Consider the following 23896-nt stretch of genomic DNA (forward strand, 5'->3'; position numbering starts at 1 on the left):
CCTCAGTGGTGGGTGGGTGTGCCGTCGAGGTGGTGGAGGGCGGCGAGGAGGGGCCAGGTCGACGCGGCCATCTCGTTCGGTGTCCGTGGACATCCGCGCTGGAGCCAGTCGGAGGCCACGCCGATGAGCGCGCCGGCGGTGAACGCGGCGGGTACGTCATGCGGGACCTCAGGCGCCGCGACCGGTGACGCGCATGCGGCGAGGTGGATGGTCGCGGTGATCCGGCGGCGTACGTGGTCGATGACGCGCGCGCTGCCCTGCGGCCCCAGCAGGCTGCGATAGAGACCGGCGTACTCGGCGAGGTTGGCGAAGAACGCCGCCAGCGCCTGGACCGGGTCCGGCGCCTCGTCCGCCGTCTCGCAGGCGAGGGCGGGCAGCGACTCGATCAAGTCGTCGACCATGGCGGTGCAGGCGGCCTCGGCCAGCTCGTGTACGTCCCGGTAATGGGAGTAGAAGGCGGAGCGGCTCACCTCGGCCCGCTCGGCGACGTCGGCGACGCTGATCTGCGACAGGTCCCGCTCCTCGGCGAGCTGGATCAGAGTGCGCCGCAGGGCCGCCTGGGTGCGTCGCACGCGCAGGTCGACCTTCGGGGGATTGCTGTCTCTGGTCGTTGTCACATCCACAACTCTAGCCTACCGTACATGTGTCTTTATTCTTGCATGTGTGCTGTATCTTGCAGATGTCCCGTAAATTTCCCCACTGAGATGGAGACGCCATGACCAAGACTCTCGGCCTCATAGGCACCGGAATGATCGGCGGCACGCTGGCCCGCCTCGCCGTCGCCGCCGGTCTTAACGTCGTTCTGAGCAACTCGCGCGGCCCCGAGACTCTCTCCGATCTCGTGACGGAGCTGGGCGGGCAGGCCCGCGCGGCTACACCGGCCGAGTCCGCCGAGACGGGTGACCTGGTCGTGGCCACCGTTCCGCTGCACGCCTACAAGCAGTTGCCGGCCGCCGCTCTGGCGGGCAAGATCGTGATCGACACGATGAACTACTACCCGGAGCGCGACGGCCGCATCGCCGAGCTGGACTCCGACGAGCTGACCTCCAGCGCCCTGGTGCAGCGGCACCTGGCCGGCTCACGCCTGGTCAAGGCGTTCAACAACATCGACTTCCACCGCCTGTCCACCAGCGCCCGGCCGGCCGGGGCCGCCGACCGCAGCGCCCTGCCCATCGCGGGTGACGACCCGGCCGCGAAGGCCGAGGTGACCGCGCTGCTGGACGCCCTCGGTTACGACGCGGTGGACGCCGGGTCGCTCGCCGACAGCTGGCGCGTCGAACCGGGCACGCCGGTGTACGTGCAGCCGTACTTCCCGGGGCAGGCGCCTGAGGGGGCAGGCCAGGACGAGGCGTTCCGCTGGTTCTTCGAGACCCCGGGCATCCCGGTGCCGGCCGCCCAGGTGAAGGAACTGATCGACAGCGCCGTCCGGGGCGTGGCGGGCGGAAAGCTTTCCCCAGGGGCATAGCCCGACGCGGCCGGGAGCGGGCTGATGACCTCGGTCACGATGTCGTGGTGACCAGCAGATCTCAGCCCGACCTGGCATGGCCTTTCGGCGTCGGCAGTTTCCACATCGTGTCGCGGGCAAAGCGGGCGAGGAGGCGTTTGAGCGTGTCCACGTCCTCGTCGCTCCAGTCCGCCAGGAGCGACTGAAGGTCCTGCTGGACGCACTCCATGATCCGCTCCCCGATCTCCCGTCCGCGGGGAGTGAGGGCGAGCAGCACGCTGCGTTCGTCCGACGGCTCGCGAACACGCACGATGAGGCCGGCGTCGTGCAGGCGATGGGCGATCTTGGTGAGATTGGCCCGTCCTGTTCCGAGGGCCAGCGCGAGGTCGCTGGGGCGCATCGCTCCCCGGTAGCTGAGCTGGTTCACGATGAGGAACATCGGCACATCGTTGACGGGGAACTCGACGGCGGCCATGAGGGCCAGCCGAACCGCGTGACTGTCCGCCCAGTGGATGATCGAGGAGAGGGAGACGCGCGGATCGAGGAGGTCCGGGGCGATGATGGAGGACAGGTCGATGTCCTGATCGTCCAGCTCGTGGCGTTGCGCCCGCGTCACGATGTGCCTCCCCTCTCCCGTTGTATTCCCGGAACCCTACTGCCGGTCGGTCGGGCGGGCGACCGGATGCCGAGGCGCCCCGCGCGTCCGGTCGCCCGCCCGTCCGACCCAGCCCGCCGCCCGCCCTCCCGGCTGGTTCAGTTCGCCGTCGCTTCGCGCAGTAGCAGCAGTCGCACCGGTCCGAGCAGGCCGTGGTCGTGTACCTCGGTCCGCTGCGTCCCAGCGCCTCCGGCGAGCTGCGCGGCGATGTCGGGAATCGAGTCGTAGTAGCCGCGGGCGAGCAGCCGGTTGTTCAGTGAGCTCGACACCCGGACCGTCACCGTGTTCTCCCCGGGCCGCAGGTCGGAGGTGACATCCACGGTCGGGCGGGAGGTGTCGAAGCCCTTGACCGGGCCCTCGTTGACCTGGACGGAGCCGAGACCGCCCGCCGTCGACCCGAGGTCGAGCACATACCTGGCTCCCGCGACAGGCGCGTCCTCGAAGGTGAACGTCGCGTCGTATGCTCCGACGCCGCTGACCTCGGGACCGACCTCGGGAAGGTCCTTCCACGGGCGGAGCGGGCCGTGGCCGCCGTCGAGGCGGGTGATCGCGGTGGTGGGCCGTACCTCCCGGGTCTCGTAGCCGAGTCCGCGGTCCTCGCTGATCACCTCGAGCTCGCCGGCGTCCCAGCTCTCGACCGTGGTCGTCCACTCCGCGATCTCCTGGAGGAGGCGCGGCTCGACGGGCTCGGAGCTCGCCGGCTCCCGCGCCGAGCGGTCGATCGTGAACAGCGCGGTCTCCCCGGGCGCCAAGCTCACGGTGATGATCGTTCGCCCCGCTTCGTGCCGGATGCCGGGATGCGGGTGGATGTCGCCGGTCCAGGGGTCGATCCGGTGCGCGGTCCCGGTGCCGGGCAGGGCGATCTCGGCCGTGGTCGGCTCGCCGGTCTCGTACAGGAAGTGGTACAGGTACAGGTGCAGCAGGTCGCCGTCCTCGCGCAGGTGGCTGAGCAGGCTGCGGTTCTCTCCGATGAACTCGGCGCGTCCGGCGATGCCGAGCTCGCGCAGCGCCTCGACGGTGCCGGCCGGGTCGTTCACCTCGGCGACGGTCGGCAGCGCGCGAAGTCGCGCCATCGTCTGGGCGAGCTCCTCGTCGCGGCCGTCGAGTCCCGGGGTGCGGGCGGCGGCTCGGGGGTGGGTGGTGTACTGGCCGGCCGTGAGCCACTTGAGCTCGGTGGCGCCGTTGACGATGAGCAGCTTCAGCCCCTGCCGCGCCCACTCCAGGAGCTTGACCGCCACGTCCGGGTCGAGCGTGTCCTGGTAGACGACGAGCGCCTGGTAGCCCGGGCCGTGCGGTTGCACGAGCCCGTCCGCGAACGACACCTCCTCGCGCAGCAGCAGTGACCCGTCGAAGAACTCGTAGGTCCACCCGGCGTCCTGCATGCTCAGGTCCCGCCACCAGTGGTTGTCCCGGTCGCGCATCCACATGCGCCCGTAGGCGTCCTCGTCCGGGATCCGCCGACCGTCCTGGTCGAGGAGGGCCACCCCTGAGGTGTTGTCGGTGAAGTGGTCGGTACGGAGGATCCCCACGTCGATCCGCGGCCGGCCCTGCCGCAGGACGCACTGGTAGCGGCCGATCGCGTTGTTCCACAGCGGGTAGAACTCCGCCGCGGGCTGACGCGTGTCGAACCGCTCGGAGAACATCGGCCACATGCCCTCATGCCCCGGCCAATGGGTGACGCCCTCCGCGCCCGCGGTGCTCGCCCAGCCGTGCAGCACGGTCTTGGTGATCCCCGCCGCCAGCTGGGTGGCGATGATCTGGTCGTAGAAGCGGTGGTCGAGCATGTGGTTGCGGGTGGTCGCGCCGGTCTCGGAGGAGTACTGCTTGCCGAACAGGTGAGCCGGCCCGGCCAGCAAGCGATAGGCGTCGATCTGCGCGGCGAACTCCAGCGACTCCGTCTCGATGCCGTCGACCTCAGGTCCCGGGCGCGTGAGCTCGAACGGCAGTCCGTAGCTGATCTCGGCGCGGAGCGAAATCCCGTTGTCGTGCAGGAACGTGGCGAAGGGGCGCAGCATGTTCTCGATGTAGAGGTCGGTGAGCGTACGCACGTAGTCGAAGCGCACCTTCTCGACGGTGACGCGGTGCTCCTCGCGTACGTCGTTGTGGTAGGTCGTGCTGACAGCCATGAAGGGCGCGGACCGGATCAGGAAGGGCAGCCAGCGGGTGAGGTCGTACCCGCGACGGGCGCGGAACTCCCGGGCGACGGTGCGCCCCCAGAACATGCCACCGGCGCCGTAGACGGACAGTTCGAGGGAGTCCATGTACATCTGCGCGCGCGGGTTGCGGCTGATCTGCTCGCGCAGCTCCGGCGTGAGGACGACCGAGTCCCAGTAGTCGATGACCGCGTCGACTCCGTCCCGGTCCAGGTAGTTGACGGTGTAGTTGACCGACGCCGAGGGCGAGGCGGTCTGCCCGGTGCCGTGCATCCAGAAGACGAAGAGCCGCCAGTCGCCGTCGGCGGGCGCGCTCCAGTCCAGCGCCTCGTCCCGCACCTGGTCGGAGAGGTCGACGACGGAGTCGAGGTCGAGGATCGCGCCCGTCGCGCTGGTCTCCAGCAGGCGGGCGGCCACGACGGCCACCAGGTGCTGCTCGGTGATCTTGCCGCGGTGGCCGGGAATGTGCAGCGTCGGCGGCTCGGCGTCCAGGTCGACGCGCGGCAGCGCCCCGCTGCGGGAGCCCGAAGGGACGAGGTCCTCGAACACCACGTCGAGCTCCTGGGCCGCGGCCGGGTCGTCGGGGGTGATCGTGGGGAGGTTCGCGTTCGACCAGTTCGTGCCGGAGGTGAAGCTCACCGACATGTTCCGTTTAGTGGTCTCCTCGACGACCACCTGGGAGTCGTGCACCCATTCCTCCGCGCCCCAGCCGTAGCGGGAGTGGTCGATGGCGCCCTCGTCCATCGCGAGGAACTCCATCCCGCCGAAACCCAGCCGGTGCGCGGTGTCTATCTCGCGGACCAGCGTCTCGTCGGTGTGCAGCCCCTCCGCCAGCCACCAGCGCAGCTCGGGCCGGAACTCGATCGACGGGTCGGCGATCATGCGGGCGAGGTCGTCAAGTGACACGCGTTTCTCCCTGAACGTCAATGGGCGGCCCTGAGGGTGCCCGCCGGACCGACACTAAGGCGCGCGACAGCAGAAAACAATGTCGTGAGGAAACAATAAATTGTCCTGAGGAAACTGGTGAGCCCTCGCGTACACCTGGGAACAACGGGTCGACAGCGTCGCGGCTTCGCGGCAAGCTTGAGATCATGCGCAAGCTGGCCGGCCAGACCGGGCTGAGCGCCCACGGCGCGCTGCCCTGACGGTCGGCGCGGTGGTGACGTTCCCGCTGATCACGGGCGGTGCCGCCGCGACGGTCCGGGTCGGGTTCGAGCGCGACACCGACGACTGGGTCATCCTGTACGGCCCGCAGGTCGCCCAGGCCGAGGTGACGACGAGCATGGCGTACGAGGGCCGCCACAGCCTCCTGGTCACGGGGGTCATGGTGTTGTCGTCACCGCCCGCGAACCCGAGCCGGTTCAGGGTCGCGAAGAAGGTGTCCCAGTCGACCTCTCCCCGCCCGATGTCCAGGTGCTGGTGCACCGAGCCGTGGAGACGGGCGGGAACCCGTCGTCCTTCCCGGCGGTCTCACCGAGCGTCAGGGGGGCGGCGGCGCTGAAGCGCCTCCGCACAGATGTCACGGCGGCCATCGGCCCGTGGGGGTCACACGACGGCGACGGCGTCGATCTCGACGAGGAACCCGGGGCCCAGGCCGGCGACGACGTGGACTGTGATGGCCGGCGGTGGGTCGGCCCGGTTCCACACCTCCTGGAAGGCGGCAACGCCCTCGTCGAAGGTGTGGCCGTCCACCACCGCGATGCGCCAGTGCACGATGTTCGCCAGGCTCGCCCCCTCGCTCTCCAAGATGGTCGTGAGGTTGCGGAACACCTGCCTGGCCTGCTCCCCGACCGTGGGCCCGACGACCTTGCCGTCGGCGCCGACGCCGTTCTGCCCGCCGATGTAGATCGTCTTGGCCGGCTGTTCGACCACGACGGCCTGGCTGAAGGCCGGACTGCGGTGAAGTCCCTCGGGGTTGATGTGCCGTGTGCTCATGTGTCGCTCTCCTCGGACGCTGACACCAGTAATAGTGGTTTCGTACGACACCAGTTATAGTGGTTTCATGCGCGCGAGCACAACCGGCCGGATGCTGCACGACCCCAAGGGAGGGTCGTTCTGGTTCGACGCCGGCGCGGTCTGCCTGGACTTCGCCCACACGGGCGGAGAGGGCCGTTACGCGGTGTTCGAAACCCTGCACCAGCCTGCCGACCTCGGCGAATGGCTGGCCGAGCCGCCACTGGCCGCGGTCATGACGGTCCCCGTGACGGTCCGCGAGCTGGCCGCGGCCAAGGCCCTCCGCCAGGCGATCTGGGACGCGGCGCACGCTCAGGCCGCGCGTCGCCCTCTCCCCGCCGAGGCGGTCACGACCATCAACCGGGCCGCGGCCGAAGCACCGCTGATCCCCGAGCTGATCCCCGAGCTGGACTCCGCGCCGGTCCACGAGCCGGTCCACGAGACGGTCTCCGCGCCGGTCGCCGGAGGCGCGACCGCGGGGTGGGTGTCGCCCGTGCGGGCGACGCAAGCGCTGTCGACGCTGGCGCGGGAGATGATCGAGCTGCTGTCCGGTCCGCTCTCCGAGCGCATCCGCGAGTGCGCGAGCGACGACTGCCCGCTCGTGTTCGTCGACTCCTCCCGCCCCGGAGCCCGGCGCTGGTGCGCGATGGAGCGCTGCGGCAACCGCCACAAGCTCCGGGCGCACCGCGCCCGGCGCACCACGGAGCCGGATGGCGGCTGATGCCGCCATCCGGCCCGTGGAAGGTTACTCAGCGGGTTTTACGGCTTGCGCACGCCCGTTCTCAGGGCATGCCGAAGAGGAGAACAGCCGCGTAGTAGACTGCCGCGATCTTCCTGCAGGCGCCCCGCACCAGGAAGAAGTAGCCCCCGCATACCTTGTCCTTCAAGGTGATGTAGAAGCGGGTGTCCACGTCGGCCTTCCGCCTGAGAGTGCGGTCGAGGTAGTACTTGTAATGCTTCTTCTGGTTGGTCATCAGGCCGTACCCGTAGTCGTGGGAGTCACAGGCCGGTCGGAAGTCGAACCCGGCGGGGCGGTCCGCTCCCGGCTTCGTGCAGTGGTCGTAGTCGATGCCCCTGACCTTGAAGCCGCTGGCGGTCCGCTTCCAGCTCGGCTTCCGCCATTTGCCGCCATGGAATGCCCAGGCCGAGCAGCCCGACTTCGTGTACCACATCCAGGTCTTGGCCGTGTCGCACTTCTTCGGGTAGGACTGCGGGGGGTCCACGCCGTCCGGCAGGAAGTCACTGGCCGGCGGCTCGGTGGCGTTGGGGTCGTCGAGTCCGGCCGCGCCCTCGGTCGTCCCGCCGTTGGCCGGCATGTCGGTGTCGGTGGCGGTCACCTGGGGAGCGGCGACGCCCGCCGGGAAGGACAGCTGCCAGCCGCCGTTGCTGGCGGACTCGATCGACGACAGGCGTCCCACCGGGTCGTAGGCGTAGGTCCCCTGGGTGGCGCCGACGCTGGGGTCGGTCACGGTGCGCAGCAGGCCGTTCGGGTCGTAGGCGTAGCTGGCCTCGGTCTGCGGCGCCTGGGTTCCGTACGCGACGGTGACCTCCTTGAGCCGGCCCGCGAAGTCGCCGAAGGAGGTGCCGGCGGCCGTGGTGGCCGTGGCGTAGGTGAACTTGGTGACCGACGCGGGGTTCTCGCCACGGGCCGGTTCCTTGACGGTGCTGACCCGGGCCTGGGCGTCGTAGGTGATCGTGGACTTGCCGAGGGCGGCGGTGCCGACGCTGGTCACGCGCCAGGGGTCGGCGCTCGGCGCCCCGGCCGGCCGTGACCAGACGTAGGTGAGCTGGAGGTCGGCGGCGCTGATGGGGGTGCCGTCGGGGTAGGTCATGGGCTCGGCGCCCGGGTTCAGGGGACCCAAATCCGTCACGTACGTCTCGGTCGTCGTGGTGCGCATCGCGCCGACGGCCGCGTCCCACTTGGTGGTTTCGGTGATCTTGGATCCGTCGGCGGCCTCGTACGTCTGGATGCCGCCGCCGTCAGGGGTGGAGACGCTGCTCTTCAGGGGGTAGCTGGTCGAGGTCCCTTCGTCGAGTTCCGTGACGACGAGGGTGCCGTTCTGGTTCTCCAGTTTCCGGTTGATCTCCCCACCGGCGAACTCGGCCTGCCAGCTCGGCCCGAAGACGCCCAGCTCAGGGCGAGTGGACGGGGCCGACTGCGGCCGGGCCAGATCGCCACCGGCCAGAGCCACACCGTGCTTACGGCTGATCGCGCCCGCGGACACGTCCAGCTCGGTGAGTTTGAAGGTTTTGGTGTCGGCGGAGTACTGGCCGGGGCCGATCTCCTGCACGTCGGCAGGCGGCGGGTCGGCGAGCACCGCGACGGAGGCCTTCGAGGTGACCGTGGCGGCGGAGACCTCGGGGGCGAGGAAGGGGAGGAGCATCGCCGTGACGGCGACGGGGAGCGCTAATCGGCGCAAGTGGTGCCTCCAGGAAAAGAGAAAAAGTGATTTGATCACCTGGAGGATAAGTGCTAATAAATCGCTTTGACAAGAGCTTGACTATTTCGCAGGACGATGTTCAAATCGCCCATGGAGCTATAGCTTGGAGGTGATTCATTCATGCGTTTGCGCAGGTCGGCGGTCTGTATGGTGAGTTTATAGCGAATTTATGGCGATACTGTGGCGGCTTCGACAATAATGACTTGACTTTGGTTATTGGCAATTGTGCTGTCGCGTCACCAGGGATCGCGGCGGCGTCGTTCCATCGTCTCGTCGTGGGCCGATCGCGGCGGTAGGTCGAGGGGCTCCGGGTCGGACAGGACGAAGATCTCGAACAGGATGCCGCACACCACAAGGATGGCCACCACGGCGATGAACACATACGGCAGCGATTCAGGTACGAAGATCACCACCGTCAGAGCGACGAACCCGAGGATCAGAACCGCCACGAAGGCGAGGGCGAGCTGCCGCAGCCTCTTCTTCACACATCCTCCCGATCAGAGCAGGTAAGGGGAACGCTCAACTGCTTCGACGGCGCAGGCGACGCCGAAAGCGTTGAGCGCTTTCTTGACGTATTCGTCGGGACCCACCGCTGCGGATTCCGGATAAATCATGAATCCGGCGAGCTTGCGGATTCCGCCGCCGAGATGCCGAGGGCGGACAGGAACGCCGCGGCGACGGGGGAGGGCTGGAAGCGGCTCCAGATGAGGTGCTCCATGCGGGCGGGAGCGTCGCGAAGCTGGAGGATGGGCAGATCGGGGAGTTCGGCCACGAAGGCGGCGGGCAGCATCCCGATGCCCAGGCCCTGCCGGACCAGCCGAGCGATGAAGTCCACGGTCGTCACCTCGAAGGCGACCTCGCGCCGCACCCCGGCCGCCGCGAACGCCTCATCCGACTGGGCCCGCGCGGCGGTGCCCACGGGGAAGTCGACGAACGGTTCGTCCGACAGCTGGTGCAGGTCCACACACTGCTCGTCCGCCAGCGGGTGATCGGGCGCGACCAGGGCGACGAGGTCGCCGCGCGCCAGTTCGCGGCCGCGGACTCCCTTGGGGCGCACGCCCAGGGGAAGCCCCAGGAAGGCGACGTCCAGGGTGCCCTGGCTCACCCCTTCGATGAGATCCTCGCTCGCGCCCGAGCGGAGGCTGATCCGTACCTGCCGATGCCGCAGGTGGAACTCCTTCAGCGCGGCCGGCAGATCGACCGCCGCGACCGTGGGGATGGCGCCGATGGCGAGCCGGCCGCGGATCTCGCCGGCGGCGGCCGCCACCTCGGCGCGGGCGCGTTCGGCGGCGTCGAGAGCCTGGCGGGCCGCGGGCAGGAACGCCGCGCCGGCGGGGGTCAGCCGGACCCGGCGGCTGGTGCGCTCGAACAGCTTGGCACCCAGCTCACGTTCCAGGCGGGCGATCTGGTGGCTCAGCGCGGACTGGACGACCAGGCACTGCTCGGCAGCGCGGGTGAAGTTGCTCGTCTCCGCGACCGCGACGACGTAGCGCATCTGCTGCAGTTCCATGGATCAATCGTGATACGCGATCGGTCCGATGACAAACATGTGTTGGACTCATTGATCCCCTGTCGCCCAAGGTGGAGGCATGATGGTGATGAGACCTCACAACACGGACGGCGGCCTGTCGCGCGGGCTGCTCCTGCTCATGTCGGTGGCGACCGGGCTGGCCGTCGCGGGCAACTACTTCGCGCAGCCGCTGCTCGACCTGATCGGCCGGGAGCTGGGGATCGGGTCATCGCGGGCGGCGCTGTTGGTGACAGCCGCGCAGATCGGGTACGCACTGGGGCTGGTCCTGCTGGTGCCGCTCGGCGACCTGGTGGAGCGGCGGCGGCTCGCCATGTCGCTCTACGGGGCGACCGCGGTGTTCCTGCTGGTCTCGGCCACCGCCCCCAACGGCATGGTCCTCCTGGTCAGTACGGCCCTCACCGCGCTGACCTCGGTGGGAGCGCAGGTCGTGGTGCCGTTCGCGGCGACGCTGGCGGCCCCGGCCGAGCGTGGCCGGGTGGTCGGCACGGTGATGACCGGGCTGATGCTCGGCCTGTTGCTGGCACGTACGGCGTCCGGAGCATTGTCGGAGCTGGGCGGCTGGCGGACGGTCTACTGGGTGACCGCGATCCTGATGGCGTTGATGACCGTGCTGCTGCGCGCCTTCCTGCCCCGGCTCGGCGGAGACAGCGGCGATGGCCGGGACGGCGGAGGTGGCGGACGCCAGTCTTATGTCGGTCTGCTGCGCTCGACGGCGGCGATGTTCCGGTACGAGCCGTTGCTGCGATGGCGGGCGGGTATCGGCGCCTTGAGCCTCGCCTCGTTCAGCGTGCTGTGGACGGCGCTGACCTTCCTGCTGGCGGGCTCGCCGTACGGCTGGTCGGAGTCGGCCATCGGCCTGTTCGGGCTGGCCGGTGTCGTGGGCGCGCTGACCGCCACGGTGGCCGGGCGGCTGGCCGACCGCGGGTACGTACAGATCGTTTCCGGCGCCGGGACGGTCCTGCTGGTGGCGTCCTGGCCGGCGCTCGCGGCCGGGGCGCACTCGCTGGTCTTGCTGCTCGTCGGCGTGATCGTGCTGGATCTGGCCCATCAGGCGGTGCTCAACAGCAGCCAGAACGTCCTGTACGCGCTCCGGCCCGAGGCCCGCAACCGGATCAACTCCGCCTTCATGACCTCCCTGTTCGTCGGCGGCGCGGTGGGGTCCGCGCTGGCCTCGGCGGTCTGGGCGAACAGCGGCTGGACCGGCGTGTGCGTCCTGGGCGCCACCCTCTCGGCCGGGACCCTCGTGCTCTGGCTTCTGGAGCGCGTCACCGTTGCCCGGGCGACAGGCAAGCCAACGAAGGACGTCCGCAACCTCGTCCGTACCTCCACCAAGGGAGAATGACCATGTCGCGTACCGTACTGATCACCGGCGCCACCGGAACCGTGTCCACCGCGCTGATCAACGCGCTGGAAGGCGCCGATGTGAGACTCCGGGCTCTCGTCCGCGAAGAGTCCAAAGCGGCCGGCCCGCGCGAGCGGGGCGCCGAGGTCTTCGTCGGTGACCTCGACGACGCCCGGTCGCTGCCGCCCGCCTTCGAGGGCGTGCAGGACGTGTGGCTGCTCACCCCGAACGGGCCGCGCGCTCCGGAGCACAACATGAACGCCGTGTGGGCCGCCCGACAGGCCGGTGTGGAGCGCGTCGTGCGCCTGTCCGTCGTCGGCGCGGCACACGACGCGCCGAACCGCAGCGGCAGACTGCACGCGCTGTCGGACCGGGAGACCGAACGGTGCGGCATGCGCTGGACGATCCTGCGTCCCCACTGGTTCATGCAGAACCTGCTGAACGAGGCGGGCGACCTCGCCGCCACCGGCACGTTCTCGCTGAACATGGCCGCGGCGCGGGTCGGCATGATCGACGCACGCGACATCGCCGAGTGCGCGGCCCGCGTGCTCCTCGACGACCCGGATCGCCACCACGGCCAGACGTACACCCTCACCGGCCCGCGCTCGCTGACGTTCGACGAGGTCGCCGGCCACTTGAGTCTCGCTCTCGGCAGGTCCATCACGCACGTGCCGGTCAGCGACGACGCCAAGCGCAAGACACTGCTCGGCTACGGCGTTCCGCAGTGGATCGTCGACATGCTGGAGGAGTACGCGGGCGTATGAATCCGGCTGGGGAGACTTCACCACCGATACGGTCGCCGACCTTCTCGGGCGCCCGCCGCGCGACGTCGCCGACTTCGCCCGCGACCACGCCGCCGCGTTCGCCCCGGCCGTCGACAACTGAAGGCATCAGACCATGCGATCAATCAGGGGCCTTCGCGCGATTCTCGCCGCACTCGTCCTGGCCATCACCATGGGCGGGTCCGCCGGAGCGACAGCGGACCGGCGGGCCGGGACGTCTCCGACCTCCATCTCATTACCCGACGGCTTCCAGCCCGAGGGCATCGCCATCGGCCCCGGCCCGTTCGCCTTCATCGGCTCCATGGCCGACGGCTCCATCTACCGCGCCGACCTGCGCACCGGACGCGGCGCGATCATCAGCCGCGGGTCCGGAACACCGTCCCTCGGGATGAAGACCGACCCGCGCGGACGGTTGTTCATGGCGGGCGGCACGGGCGGCGACGCACGCGTCATCGACTCCCGCACCGGCCGGGTGCTGGCCTCCTACCGGCTGGCAACCGGCCCGGCGTTCGTCAACGACGTCATCCTCACCCAGGGCGCCGCGTGGTTCACCGACTCCACCAACCCGGTGCTCTACAAGCTGCCGCTGCGCGGCGGACGGCTGCCCGCCGCCGCGGCGCGGATCCCGCTCACCGGGGACCTGGTGTACGGCGACGGCTTCAACGCCAACGGCATCACCCCGACTCCGGACGGCCGCGGCCTGATCGTTGTGCAGTCGAACACCGGCAGACTGTTCCGCGTCGACCGGTCCGGCAAGACCCGCCGGGTCAACCTGCACGGCGAGTCATTGCGGGAGGGCGATGGCCTGTTGCTGCGCGGCCGGACGTTGTACGCGGTGCAGAACCGGCTCAACGCCGTGGCCGTCCTGCGGCTGAACGCGGCGGGCACCAGCGGCCGCGTCGTGCGGCGGGTGAGTGATCGCCGGTTCGACGTACCGGCGACCGTGGCGGCCTTCGGGACCCGGCTGTACCTCCCCAATGCCCGCTTCGACACCAGCCCGACCCCCACCACCCCGTACACCGCCGTCGCCATCCCCCGCCCCTGAGCGGCGCTCGTGAGCCGGCGCGACCTCGCCGCCACGTTCGTCTCGGCTGTAGCCGCGGGTGCCGTCGCGCGGCTCCCCGGCAAGAGCTGATCCGGGCCGGGCGGATCAGCGGCCGAATGCCTTCCGGTAGGCGGACGGGGAGGTGTGCATCGAGCGGCTGAAGTGGTGACGGAAGGTCACCGGGCTTTCGAAGCCGACGGCGGCCCCGACCTCCTCGACCGGCGCCGTGGCCGACTCCAGCAGCGGCAGGCTGGCCGCGATCCGCTGCGCGATCACCCAGCGCAGCGGGCTGGTCCCGGTCCTGCGGTTGAAGTGCCGGACGAAACTGCGCTGCGACATCCCGGCGACACGGGCCAGCACCGCCACCGTGATCGGGCGGGAGAGATTGGCCAGCGCCCATTCCATCGTCCTGGCCACGGCGTCGTCGTCCTCGACGGGGGTGACGGCGGCCTCGATGAACTGCGCCTGGCCGCCCTCCCGGTGCGGCGGCACGACCAGCCTCCTGGCCACCGCGTTGGCCACGCCCGGGCCATGGTCCCGGCGGACGAGGTGGATCAGCAGGTCGATGCCGGCCGCGCTGCCCGCGCTGGTCAGAACATCGCCGTTGTCCACGTAAAGCACGCCGGGATCGACTCTCACCTGCGGAAAACGCTCCTGGAGCAGCTCGGCGTACCTCCAGTGCGTGGTGGCCGACCGGCCGTCCAGGAGGCCGGCCGCCGCGAGGACGAAGGCCCCCGAGCAGATCGACACGACGCGGGCGCCCCGCTCGTGCGCCCGTCGCACCGCGTCGATGAGCGCGGGGGAGACCTCGGCGCGGACGTCCGGCACACCCGGGACGATCACCGTCCGCGCCTCGGCGAACACCTCCAGCCCGTACGTGGCCTGGATGGTGAAGCCGCCGACCGCCCGCAGCGGGCCGTCGTGCTCGGCGCAGACGGCGAGGTCGTACCACGGGACGTCCAGCTCCGGCCGGGGAAGCCCGAAGACCTCGACGACGCACCCCAGCTCGAAAGGGCTCATGCCGTCGTAGGCCAGGACCGAGACGGTGCGGTTGCTGTCATAGCGCCAGAGCATGGCTGGATATTAGCGACATTAGGCATTCATGCCACTCGTGAGGCGGTGGGGGCGCGCTGCACCATTCATGGCAGGAACGAGTTGGAGGTAATCCCGAAATGTCAGCAGTTCTTGCCACGCTGGCCGCCGACGTGGCCGCCGCCGTCGCTCATTTCTCCGCCCGTCTGGCGTTCGAGACGGACGTGTCCGATGTCCACGCCGATCTCAGCGCGGGCGATGCGAGCATCGTCGTGGTCGACTCGCGCAGCGTGGAGAGCTGGCGTCAGGGTCACATCGAGGGCGCGCTGCACCTGCCCACGGCGGAGATCGCCGCACGCGCGCCATCGATCGTCCCCCGTGATGTGACCGTGGTGACGTACTGCTGGGGGCCCGGGTGCAACGGCGCGACGCGCGCGGCGCTGGAGTTCGCCAGGCTCGGCTATCGGGTCAAGGAGATGATCGGCGGCTTCGAGTATTGGGCGCGCGAGGGCTTCCCCGTCGTGACCGTCTCCGGCGTGGAGAGGCGGCCCGCCGACCCGCTGACGGCTCCCGTCCACGCCGACGCCTGCGGCTGCTGACCTGGTCACATGCGGCCGCTGACCGCGGACCCCGGCTTCATAGGGTGCGCAGGTCGATGGCGTCGGCCATCGCCTGGTAGCCCGCCGGGTTGGGGTGGAGGTGGTCTCCGCTGTCGAAGCCGGGCCGAATCCGGTCGGGGTCGGCGGGGTCGGCGACGGCGCGCTCGAAGTCGACGACCGCGTCGAACGCGCCGCTGGTCCGGATCCACGTGTTGACCGCGTCGCGGATCCGCTCGGCCTCGTCAGTGAGGTACGCGTACCCCTTGGCGGGCAGGAGGGTGCCGCCGATGATCCGCACGCCGTGTGCGTGGGCGGCGCGGATGAGCTGCCGGTAGCCGCCGATCAGGTCGTCGGCACCGACCTTGACCGCGGGCGTGGTGCAGGGCGTGGGTTCCTGCAGGCCCAGGAGGATGTCGTTGATGCCCTCCAGCACGATCACGCTCTTGACGCGGGACCGGTCGAGCACGTCCCAGCGGAAGCGCGCCAGTCCCCGCTCACCCAGGCACGCCGAGTCGGTGAGCAGGCGATTGCCGGCGATGCCGAGATTGACCACCGGCCGTCGTCCGGCCAGCCTGTGGGCCAGCGCGTCCGGGTAGCGGTCGTCGGCGTCCTGGGTGGCGCCGTACCCGTCGGTGATGGAGTCGCCGAAGGTCGCCACCGCTGCCGCGTCGCCGTACACGTCCACGCCGGACAGGTAGAACCAGGAGCTGTTGGTCTCGGCGAAGGCGGCCGCGCCGAGGTCGCGGAGGTGATCGCCGGTGGCCCGGTAGGAGGTGGCCTGCGCGAGGTTGTGGTAGGTGGCCGGGCCGGTGGCGCCCTGGAAGTAGAGCGTCACGGTCAGCCGCTCGCCCGGCTTGACCGCGAGCCGGACGGGGTCGCCGGCGGCCTGCCCGCCGGCGGGGATGTTCACGGAGGCGGAGTGCGCACCACCTGGCGGACGGATTGGTCGGCGAAGCCTTTCTCCGCCCAGGTGGGATACCAGACGTCGGCCGACGGCTGCTGGACGGCGCTCGCCCATCCCGCTGTCCACCTGCCGGTTTCCGCGTCGGCGGGTGCCGGTAACGCCGTCAATGCGGCGATCAGGGCGGCCGCGGTCGCGATTTTCCACACGTGGGTGCTCCTTCAGTCCAAGACGGGGAAGTTGGCGCGGAAGACGCCATAGGGATCGCGGTCGCGCTTGATCTCGCGCAGCCGGGCCAGGGCGCCGGCGGGGAAGGCTTGGGCGGCGTTCTCCGCCGGCGCGAGGAAGGTGTACGGTTTGCGCCCGCTGAGCGCCTGCCCCAGCGCCTCGACCAGGGCTGCCTGCTTGCCCCGCACCGCATCGGCCAGGTGGGGCAGCCGCAGGCCGAGCAGGTAGAGCAGGTACGGCTCGGCGAGCGCCCCACCCGCGCCGCCGCCGGGATCGGCCTCGGCCAGCGCCCCGCCCAGCTGCCGGACCTGCAAATTCAGCAGCGGCGCGAGGTCGGAACCGGCGAGCGTCGCCAGCGTCGCCTCGTCCAGGCCGCCCAGCAGTTCGGTGCGGGCCAGCATCGGGCTGGGCTCGATCGGCTCAGCGGCGATCGTGCCCAGGTCGGCGAGGTCCATCAGGCCACGGCTGTCGGAGAGGCTGCCGCCGATCTCGTCGAAGACGGCCAGCAGCGCCTTGGCCTCGGCGTCGTCGCCGAGGTAGGTCACGTCCACCGTGACCATCGGCGGGGCGGGCGGCGGCGGAGCCACGCGGTTGACCCACACCGACAGCTCGCGCGGCGCGTCCGCGGTGACCTGGCGGAAGGCGTCGAACACCGCGGCCGTGCGGGCCGCCGGCCAGACGATCCGTCCGCCGTACACGCTGGGCGCCGGGTACAGCGCCAGCTCGATCGAGGTGATCAGCGCGTAGTCGCCGCCACCACCGCGCAGCGCCCAGAACAGCTCGCTGTCGGATTCGGCGGTGACCCGCGCCTGCTCGCCGTCGGCGTCGACGATCTCGAAGGCGCGTACCGAGTCGGCGGCCCAGCCGTACTTGCGGCCGAACCACGAGATCCCGCCGCCGGCGACGAACCCGGCGACCGTCACCGCCGGGCTGCTGCCGGCCGGCCCGGTGAGGCCGTACTTGCCGGTCTCGGCCAGCACCCGGCCCCACCGCACGCCGGCACCGACCCGGGCGACACGCGCCTCCGCGTCGACCTCCACCCGGTCCAGGCGGCCGGTACGCAGCAGGATCACCCCCTGCACATCGCCCGAGGCGCCATGGCCCGACGGCTGGGCGGTGACCGTCAGCCCGGCTTCGCGGGCGTATCGCACCAGCGCCGCCACATCCGCGGCGTTCTCGGCCGCCACCACGGCGGCCACCGGCTGGTGCACGCCCACCGCCCACGGCCGGGCCGCCTCGTCGAACCCGTCCTCGCCGGGGAGCAGTACACGCCCTCGGACGGCATTACGCAGATCCATAGCTGTCATCTCCTTCAGGAATTACCAGGGACTACCAGGGAAGAGGGCCTTCGTGCTGGACGAAGGTGGCGGTGGGGCCGTCGGCTTCCAGCAGGGCCATGGCCACGATCGGTGCGGCGCCTTTGGCTCCGGTCCAGGGTGCGGCCGATCGAGCCGCGCTCGCTGGAGACGTTCACGATGCGGCCCGCCGCCGAGCGGCGCAGCAGTGGCCGCATCTAAGCCGATGCCCTTGTTCGCGCCGGTGACGAGGGCGACCGCTACCATGCCGCGCCCGCGATCTGCCTGGTGGTCGCGTTGAGCCTGTTCCACAGGTTGACGGTGGAGACCGTCATGATCAAGGCGGCGAGCTCGGTCTCGGAGTAGTGGTCGGCGGCCTCGTCCCACACGTCGTCGCCGACCTGGCCGCCGTCGGCGAGCCGGGTGACGGCCTCGGCCAGTGCCAGCGCGGCGCGTTCCGCGTCGGTGAAGTACGGGGCCTCGCGCCAGGCGGCCACGGCGAAGAGCCGCTCGTCGCTCTCGCCCTGCTTGCGCAGGTCCTTGGCGTGCATGTCGACGCAGACGCTGCACCCGTTGATCTGGCTGGCCCGCAGCAGCACCAGGTCGGACGTGACCTTGGGCAGCCCGGCCTGGTCGGTGGCCTTCTGGAGGTTCATCAGCGCCTGCATGGCTCCGGGCAGGACGATGGCGGGGTTCTTCATGCGTGCTTGCATGGTCTGTCTCCTGGAGAGTTCTGAACGTTGTCGCTCATATGACTGAGGCGAGCGGGGAAATGTGACCGCCGCGCCGTACGACCAGCATCACGAGGGCGATTAATACATCCGCGATGCATCGACGATGTGGTGATCCGCCGCGGATATAGACTCCTGCGATGCTCGGCTGGAATGTACGGTTTGTGGTCCTGGGTGCCGTGGAGGTGTCGGTCGAGGGCCTGGAGCTTCCTTCGCTCGCCCCGCGGCACCGTGCGTTCCTGGCGTACCTGTTGCTGCATTCCGGCACGGTGCTGAGCGTCGAGCGGCTGAGCGAGGCGATGTGGGGCCCGACGCGGCCGGACACCGCCCGGGCACAGGTACACGCCGCGCTGACGGCGATCCGGCGCACGCTGCGCGCGGCGAACACGGGCCACCTGGTCGAGACCCGGCCGGCCGGATACGTGATCACTCCGGAGCCGGGACAGCTCGACCTACAGGAGTTCACCACGCTCGTGGCCAAGGCGGAGTCCGAGGCGAGGTCCGAACTGAGGTCCGGGCCGGGGTCCGAGCGGGGGTCCGAGCCGGCTGCGGCCGTACGGACGCTGCGTGGAGCGCTCGCCCTGTGGCGCGGGCCCGCCTTCGCCGACGTCCAGGCCCATTTCGCCGAGAGCGCCAGGGCACGGCTGGAGGATCGGCGGCTTGCCGCGATCGAGCGGCTGGTGGAGCTCGAGTTCGCCGCCGGAAGGCACGAGGAGCTCATTGATCAGCTGGCCGCCGAGCTGACCGCGCATCCCTTGCGTGAACGACTGGCCGGGCAACTGATGCTGGCCCTGCGCCGCGCCGGGCGCCAGACGGACGCGCTGGCCGTCGGCCGTGACTACCGCCGCAGACTGGCCGATGAGCAGGGGCTGGATCCGGGCCCTGACTTCCTGGCAGTGGAGGAGACCGTCCTGCGCGGTGAGCCGTCTGCGGCCGCTACGATCCGGCCCGCGGCGGCCGACCTACTCGCCACGGCGAGGCCCGCGGAGGCCGTGCTGCCCGCCGCCGTCACGGCCCGGCGCGAGGCGGCGTTCCTGCCCTACGACATCGCCGACTTCGCCGGCCGCTCCGTCCAGGTGGAGGAGTTGTGCGAGCCCGCCGGCCAGGCGGTGACGATCTCCGCGATCGACGGCATGGCCGGCATCGGCAAGACGGCGCTGGCCGTCCATGCCGCGCATCGGCTCGCCGAGCGATACCCCGACGGTCAGCTCTTCATCGACCTGCACGCTCACACAGCGGGCCAGCGGCCACTTGAGCCCGGGGAAGCGCTGGAGGTGCTGTTGCGGCAGCTCGGCGTGCCGACCGAGCGCATCCCCGCGTCCATGACGGAGCGGGCCGCGCTGTGGCGAGCCGAGCTGGCCGGCCACCGAGTAATGCTGGTGCTGGACAACGCCGCCGACGCCGCCCAGGTCCGGCCCCTGCTGCCGGGCGCTTCGGACAGCCTGGTGCTCATCACCAGCCGCCAGCGGCTCACCGACCTGGATGGCGCGCGGGCCCTGTCCATGGACGTACTGCCCCTGCCCGACGCCTTGGCGCTCTTCACCGGCATCGTGGGCGAGCGTGCGGCCGCCGAGCCCGAGGCGGTCACCGAGGTTCTGCTGCTGTGCGGGTTCTTGCCGTTGGCCGTACGCATCGCCGCCACCCGTCTGCGGCACCGCCCTCGCTGGAGCGTGGACCATCTCGCCGAACGCCTGCGTGATGAGCGCCGCAGGCTCACCGAGCTGGCCAGGTCGGAACGCGGCGTGGCGGCTGCGTTCACCCTGTCGTACCGCCAGCTCACCGCTGACCAGCAGCGGCTCTTCCGCCTGCTCGGACTGCATCCCGGCCGCGACTTCGAACCCTACGCTGCCGCCGCGCTCGCCGATCTCCCCATGGAGCGTACCGAGGACGTACTGGAGGACCTGCTGGACGCGCACATGCTTCAGCAGCGCGTTTTCGGCCGGTACGTCTTCCACGACTTGCTCCGCCGGTACGCCGCGGACCTGGTGGCCGAGCAGGAGCCGCCGCAGGCCAGGGACGCGGCGCTGACCCGGCTGCTCGGCCACCAGCTGACAACTGCGGCGGCCGCCATGGAGGTGCTCTACCCCGACAGCGCCCACCGGCGACCGCGCATCGAACGAGCCACGCTCCCACCGGTCCCGCTCCATGACGCGCCGCAGGCATTGGCGTGGCTGGACGCCGAACGAGCCAACCTCGTTCTGGCCGCCGATCGCGACGTGGCGCACACCAGCCTGCTGGCCACCACGCTGTACCGCTATCTTTACGACCACGCCCACCACGACGACGCCCTCACTCTGTACGGCAAGGCACTGCGGGCCGCCCGGCGCCGTGAGGATCCGGCCGACGAAGGGCGGGCGCTGACCGATCTCGGCTGGGTGCATCAGGTGCGGGGGCGCCATGACGTCGCCCGTGAGCACTTCGACCGGGCGCTGGCCGCCTGCCGTACAGCTGAAGACCGGCGAGGTCAGGCGCGGGCGCTGCTCGGCTTGGCCAGGGTGAGTACGGACGAAGGCGACCACGAGCGGGCCAAGGAGGCGAACCTGCGTGCCCTTGAACTGTTCCGCGACATCGGCGACCGGTTCGGGGAGGCCGTGACGCTGGACTACCTCGGCATCGTCCACGAGCGGCTGGGCCGGTACGCGCGGGCGGCCGACCTGCATCGTCAGGCGCTGGAGCTGTCCCGGGAGATCGGCAGCCGAGGCGGTGAGGCCGACGCTCTGGACAACCTCGGGGTGGCCTGCACCCGGCTGGGCCGGCTCACCGAGGCGCGCGACCATCACGAGCAGGCGCTGGAGCTTTATCGGCTCTTCGGCTACCGGCGAGGCGAGGCCAAGGCACTCAACAGCCTGGCCGAGATCGCGGCGACCCTGGGAGACCTCGGCCAGGCCGTACGCCTGCACAGCGCGGCTCTCGATCTGGCGGTGGAGCTGAGCAACCGGAGCGAGGAGAATCGCGCCCGCGAGGCCATCGCCCAGCTCCTCTCCGCACCGGAGACCTCTCGCCGAAAGTGACCAGGGGGCCGGCGGTCACCGGTACGACGACGCTTGCGAACGGTACATGTCCTACCGCCGGACCGGCCACGGTCGCCACGACGGGCTCGCGGCCGACGGCGGTATCAGCACAGATGGCGGGCGAAGAAACGCAGCGCGCTGTCGGCCTCGAAGGCCGGCACGTCCCCGTGCTTGCCGGGGTTGGCGTGCAGCGTCTTCTCACTCGAAGCCAGGGCGTCGAACAGCGCCAGGGCATCCTCGCGCGGAACCCGCTCGTCATCCCACTGCACCAGGAACCGCACGGGCACCGCGACCCCGGCGGCGGCCTCGGCCGAGGCCGGCGACGTCCCGCTCAGCCCCAGCACCGCCGCGCGGACGCGCGGCTCGGCGGCGACCAGCGGAATGCCGAGAGCGCAGCCCAGCGACATGCCCCAGTAGCCCACTGGGCCGACATCCCCGAGCGCGTCCAGGACCGTGCGCCATTCCGGGACGGTCTGGGCGGCCAGCAGAGTGTGGAGCTCGGCCAGCAGCGGGAGCGGGTCGCCCGCGCCGGCCATGCGGGCGCGCATCTCGGTGATGATCCGCTCGTGTTCGGCGCTCTTGGGCCGGTCGCCGTGGGCGGGGGCGTCGATGGCCGCCGCCGCGTACCCGCACTCGGCCGCCAGCCGGATGGCGCGGGCCACCACGCCAGGGGCCTGCTTGTGCTGTCCGCCGCCGTGTCCGATGAGAATCAGGGCACGGGGCTCGGCTTCGTCCGGCGTCCACAGTACGCCGGGGATCTCGCCAAGGGTGAAGGGTCGTTCGGTGACGCCGTCGGTAGACGTCTGAGAGATGAAGCGCATGCGCGTTTCACGCCTTTCGGGATGCCTTGCGCGGGCGCTCCCTAGGCCATGCGAGGGAGGGAGCCCCGACCTGTCACAGCGTTGATCGGTCTCACCTCCTGCGGTTTGATGCGGTGCACGGCGACGCCGAAGTTATCACAAGGGGGCCGCTCACGTTCCGCGAGGGCGAGCGATGCCTGACGCGGCATCAGGGCCGGCGGACGGTCAAGGAACGTCGCGGGCGACGAGGCCGTGTTCGTGGGCGTAGATCGCGGCGTGCACGCGGGTCCGCAGGCCGAGTTTGGTGAGAATCCGGTTGACGTGGGTTTTGACCGTGCCTTCCTCGATGGTGCATGCCGCGGCGATCTCGCCGTTGCTCAGTCCTCGGGCCAGGAGGCGTAGCACGTCGTGTTCGCGCGGGGTCAGCAGGTCGAGTTCAGGTGTGGCGGGGCGCGGGGACAGTGCGGCGAAGCGGCTGATCAGGCGGCCGGTGACCTGCGGGTCGATCAACCCCCGGCCCTGGTGCAGTTCGCGGACCGCCGTGACGAGCACGTCGGGATCACTGTCCTTCAGCAGGAAACCGGCCGCTCCCGCGCGCAGCGCGCCGAACAGGTACTCGTCGAGGTCGAACGTGGTCAGAGCGAGCACACGGGAAGCGGATTGGGCGCCGGCGAGACGGTCAATGGCCGCGATGCCATCCATACCGGGCATCCGCAGGTCCATCACCACCACATCCGGCCGCCGCCACAGCGCCTGGTGCACCGCTTCGGCGCCGTCGGCGACCGTCGCGACCACGTCGATGTCGGGTTCGCCGTCGAGTATGCACCGCAGCGCCTCCCGCGCCGCCTCCTGATCGTCGGCGACCAGCACCCGGATCGTCACCACGCACTCCCTTCCCCGGGCAGATCGGCACGGACCCGCCAGCCGCCCGTTTCGACCGGTCCCACCGACAGTGTGCCGTCGAGCAGGCGCACCCGTTCCCGCATGCCGCGGATGCCCTGGCCCTCAGCCTGGGACGCCGGCGCAGGGGCGCCGTTGTCGAGGACCTCAACGCGCAGGCCGCGGTCGTCCTGACGTAGGTCGACGGTGACCTCGCTCGCGGTCGAATGGCGTACGACGTTCGTCAGCGCCTCTTGGACCACCCGGTAGGCGGTGTGGTCGACGGCCGGCGGCAGGACTCCTGCTGTCCCCGTACGGCGGATGGTGATCCTTCGGCCGGCGGAGGTGAGCTGCCCGGCCAGCCGCTCCAGGTCGGCGGTGCCGGGCTGAAGGGCGGCCGGGTGCTCGCTGAGCGTCCGTAGCAGGTCACGCACCTCCGTCAGCGCGGACAGCGACAGGTTCGAGATCACTTCCAGGGCCCGCGTCGCCGAGGTCTCGTCGCGTGTTCGCCGGGCCGCCGCGGCCTGTAGCCGGATCGCCGTCAGGTGGTGGCCCACGCTGTCGTGCACGTTCCTGGCCAGCCAGGTACGCTCCTCGGCCAGCACGCGCTCCGCCTCGGCCCGCTGCACGCGCAGCGACTGACCGGCCCGGTCCCGGTGCAGCCGCAGCGCGTAGCCCGTGGCCACCGGGGCGACACTCATGATCACTATGCTGGTGAGCGCCAACCCTTTTCCGCCGGTCACCATGCCGATGCCCGTCACCCAGCACGTGGAGATCGCCAGCACCAGAGCGGGACGCCGCGGCCGGTGGTAGACGGCCGTGCAGAACACGGCCATCGTGACCAGCATCCCTTCCCATCGGTGCAGTTGGACCATCCCGGCCAGCGCGATCACCGCGGAGGCCACCGCGGCGGCCAACGGCAGCGCCCGCCGGACGAACAAGGGGAGGCTGACGCCGACGCTGAAGACGATCAGGAGCGGCATGTCGGGCGGGACCGACCCTTCCAGCGCCGTCAGCAGCGCCGCAGCGGTCGCGGCGCCGGCGACGAGCAGAACCTCCCTCAGCCAGCGCATG

General features: G+C 70.5%; 23 protein-coding genes. 8 read left to right on the forward strand and 15 right to left on the reverse strand.

What is annotated here, in order from left to right; genetic code table 11:
- Nucleotides 1–2: 2 nt before the first annotated feature.
- A complete protein-coding gene (locus ACGFJ2_RS44885; protein ID WP_358196202.1) occupies nt 3–617 on the reverse strand; it encodes a TetR/AcrR family transcriptional regulator in 615 nt (204 codons plus the stop codon).
- Between the two features lie 98 nt (nt 618–715).
- Here ACGFJ2_RS44885 and ACGFJ2_RS44890 point away from each other — a divergent pair, with 98 nt between their 5' ends.
- Complete coding sequence (locus ACGFJ2_RS44890) at nt 716–1465, forward strand: NADPH-dependent F420 reductase (RefSeq protein WP_393479037.1); 750 nt, start codon at nt 716–718, stop codon at nt 1463–1465.
- A gap of 61 nt (nt 1466–1526) precedes the next feature.
- Here ACGFJ2_RS44890 and ACGFJ2_RS44895 read toward each other — a convergent pair whose 3' ends face one another.
- Both ACGFJ2_RS44895 and ACGFJ2_RS44900 read right to left on the reverse strand, forming a co-directional pair.
- The gene (locus ACGFJ2_RS44895; RefSeq protein WP_393479040.1) at nt 1527–2060 is read right to left on the reverse strand and encodes a MarR family winged helix-turn-helix transcriptional regulator; all 534 of its coding nucleotides are present in this window, start codon (nt 2058–2060) and stop codon (nt 1527–1529) included.
- A gap of 137 nt (nt 2061–2197) precedes the next feature.
- Nucleotides 2198–5158 (reverse strand): glycosyl hydrolase, encoded by a 2961-nt coding sequence (locus ACGFJ2_RS44900; RefSeq protein WP_393479042.1) that lies wholly within the window; start codon nt 5156–5158, stop codon nt 2198–2200.
- Nucleotides 5159–5408: 250 nt separating this feature from the next.
- On the opposite strand from ACGFJ2_RS44900, the gene ACGFJ2_RS44905 reads away from it, so the two are divergent.
- Nucleotides 5409–5753, forward strand: a complete 345-nt coding sequence (locus tag ACGFJ2_RS44905; protein ID WP_393479045.1) for a hypothetical protein — start codon at nt 5409–5411, stop codon at nt 5751–5753.
- A gap of 44 nt (nt 5754–5797) precedes the next feature.
- On the opposite strand, the gene ACGFJ2_RS44910 is transcribed toward ACGFJ2_RS44905, so the two are convergent.
- Nucleotides 5798–6187, reverse strand: a complete 390-nt coding sequence (locus ACGFJ2_RS44910; protein ID WP_357958668.1) for a RidA family protein — start codon at nt 6185–6187, stop codon at nt 5798–5800.
- Between the two features lie 67 nt (nt 6188–6254).
- On the opposite strand from ACGFJ2_RS44910, the gene ACGFJ2_RS44915 reads away from it, so the two are divergent.
- Complete coding sequence (locus ACGFJ2_RS44915) at nt 6255–6926, forward strand: CGNR zinc finger domain-containing protein (protein ID WP_393479048.1); 672 nt, start codon at nt 6255–6257, stop codon at nt 6924–6926.
- 61 nt (nt 6927–6987) lie between these two features.
- Here the strand turns inward: ACGFJ2_RS44915 and ACGFJ2_RS44920 are convergent, their stop codons facing one another.
- The 3 genes from ACGFJ2_RS44920 to ACGFJ2_RS44930 form a co-directional block, all read right to left on the reverse strand.
- Nucleotides 6988–8625, reverse strand: a complete 1638-nt coding sequence (locus ACGFJ2_RS44920) for a phospholipase A2 (RefSeq protein ID WP_393479051.1) — start codon at nt 8623–8625, stop codon at nt 6988–6990.
- Between the two features lie 257 nt (nt 8626–8882).
- Entirely contained in the window at nt 8883–9131 is a 249-nt protein-coding gene (locus tag ACGFJ2_RS44925) for a hypothetical protein (protein WP_357958658.1), read from the reverse strand.
- A 125-nt stretch (nt 9132–9256) separates the two neighbouring features.
- On the reverse strand, nt 9257–10156 hold the full coding sequence (locus ACGFJ2_RS44930) for a LysR family transcriptional regulator (RefSeq protein WP_357958655.1): 900 nt from the start codon (nt 10154–10156) through the stop codon (nt 9257–9259).
- 79 nt (nt 10157–10235) lie between these two features.
- Here ACGFJ2_RS44930 and ACGFJ2_RS44935 point away from each other — a divergent pair, with 79 nt between their 5' ends.
- From ACGFJ2_RS44935 to ACGFJ2_RS44945, 3 genes are all read left to right on the forward strand, one after another.
- A complete protein-coding gene (locus tag ACGFJ2_RS44935; RefSeq protein ID WP_393479054.1) occupies nt 10236–11519 on the forward strand; it encodes an MFS transporter in 1284 nt (427 codons plus the stop codon).
- 2 nt (nt 11520–11521) lie between these two features.
- Complete coding sequence (locus tag ACGFJ2_RS44940) at nt 11522–12283, forward strand: NAD(P)H-binding protein (RefSeq protein WP_393479056.1); 762 nt, start codon at nt 11522–11524, stop codon at nt 12281–12283.
- A gap of 133 nt (nt 12284–12416) precedes the next feature.
- On the forward strand, nt 12417–13346 hold the full coding sequence (locus ACGFJ2_RS44945; protein ID WP_393479059.1) for a superoxide dismutase: 930 nt from the start codon (nt 12417–12419) through the stop codon (nt 13344–13346).
- A gap of 105 nt (nt 13347–13451) precedes the next feature.
- Here the strand turns inward: ACGFJ2_RS44945 and ftrA are convergent, their stop codons facing one another.
- On the reverse strand, nt 13452–14420 hold the full coding sequence (ftrA, locus tag ACGFJ2_RS44950; protein WP_357958643.1) for a transcriptional regulator FtrA: 969 nt from the start codon (nt 14418–14420) through the stop codon (nt 13452–13454).
- Nucleotides 14421–14518: 98 nt separating this feature from the next.
- Here ftrA and ACGFJ2_RS44955 point away from each other — a divergent pair, with 98 nt between their 5' ends.
- Nucleotides 14519–14977 (forward strand): rhodanese-like domain-containing protein, encoded by a 459-nt coding sequence (locus ACGFJ2_RS44955; protein WP_393479063.1) that lies wholly within the window; start codon nt 14519–14521, stop codon nt 14975–14977.
- A gap of 37 nt (nt 14978–15014) precedes the next feature.
- On the opposite strand, the gene ACGFJ2_RS44960 is transcribed toward ACGFJ2_RS44955, so the two are convergent.
- From ACGFJ2_RS44960 to ACGFJ2_RS44975, 4 genes are all read right to left on the reverse strand, one after another.
- The gene (locus tag ACGFJ2_RS44960; protein WP_393479066.1) at nt 15015–15887 is read right to left on the reverse strand and encodes an SGNH/GDSL hydrolase family protein; all 873 of its coding nucleotides are present in this window, start codon (nt 15885–15887) and stop codon (nt 15015–15017) included.
- Nucleotides 15884–16087 (reverse strand): hypothetical protein, encoded by a 204-nt coding sequence (locus ACGFJ2_RS44965; protein ID WP_393479069.1) that lies wholly within the window; start codon nt 16085–16087, stop codon nt 15884–15886. Before ACGFJ2_RS44965 ends, ACGFJ2_RS44960 begins: the two co-directional genes overlap by 4 nt.
- 12 nt (nt 16088–16099) lie before the next feature.
- Nucleotides 16100–17404 (reverse strand): FAD-binding oxidoreductase, encoded by a 1305-nt coding sequence (locus ACGFJ2_RS44970; RefSeq protein ID WP_393479072.1) that lies wholly within the window; start codon nt 17402–17404, stop codon nt 16100–16102.
- Nucleotides 17405–17661: 257 nt separating this feature from the next.
- Nucleotides 17662–18114, reverse strand: coding sequence for a carboxymuconolactone decarboxylase family protein (locus ACGFJ2_RS44975; RefSeq protein ID WP_357958631.1), 453 nt, complete (start codon nt 18112–18114; stop codon nt 17662–17664).
- Between the two features lie 158 nt (nt 18115–18272).
- Here ACGFJ2_RS44975 and ACGFJ2_RS44980 point away from each other — a divergent pair, with 158 nt between their 5' ends.
- Complete coding sequence (locus ACGFJ2_RS44980; protein WP_393479075.1) at nt 18273–21143, forward strand: BTAD domain-containing putative transcriptional regulator; 2871 nt, start codon at nt 18273–18275, stop codon at nt 21141–21143.
- Between the two features lie 104 nt (nt 21144–21247).
- On the opposite strand, the gene ACGFJ2_RS44985 is transcribed toward ACGFJ2_RS44980, so the two are convergent.
- The 3 genes from ACGFJ2_RS44985 to ACGFJ2_RS44995 form a co-directional block, all read right to left on the reverse strand.
- Nucleotides 21248–21964: an alpha/beta hydrolase gene (locus ACGFJ2_RS44985; protein ID WP_393479078.1), complete on the reverse strand. Its 717-nt coding sequence runs from the start codon at nt 21962–21964 to the stop codon at nt 21248–21250.
- A gap of 204 nt (nt 21965–22168) precedes the next feature.
- Nucleotides 22169–22825, reverse strand: coding sequence for a response regulator transcription factor (locus ACGFJ2_RS44990; RefSeq protein WP_357958622.1), 657 nt, complete (start codon nt 22823–22825; stop codon nt 22169–22171).
- Entirely contained in the window at nt 22822–23895 is a 1074-nt protein-coding gene (locus ACGFJ2_RS44995; RefSeq protein WP_393479081.1) for a sensor histidine kinase, read from the reverse strand. Before ACGFJ2_RS44995 ends, ACGFJ2_RS44990 begins: the two co-directional genes overlap by 4 nt.
- Nucleotide 23896 lies beyond the last annotated feature (1 nt).

It is taken from the genome of Nonomuraea sp. NPDC049028 (assembly GCF_043197735.1).
Taxonomy (GTDB): Bacteria; Actinomycetota; Actinomycetes; order Streptosporangiales; family Streptosporangiaceae; genus Nonomuraea.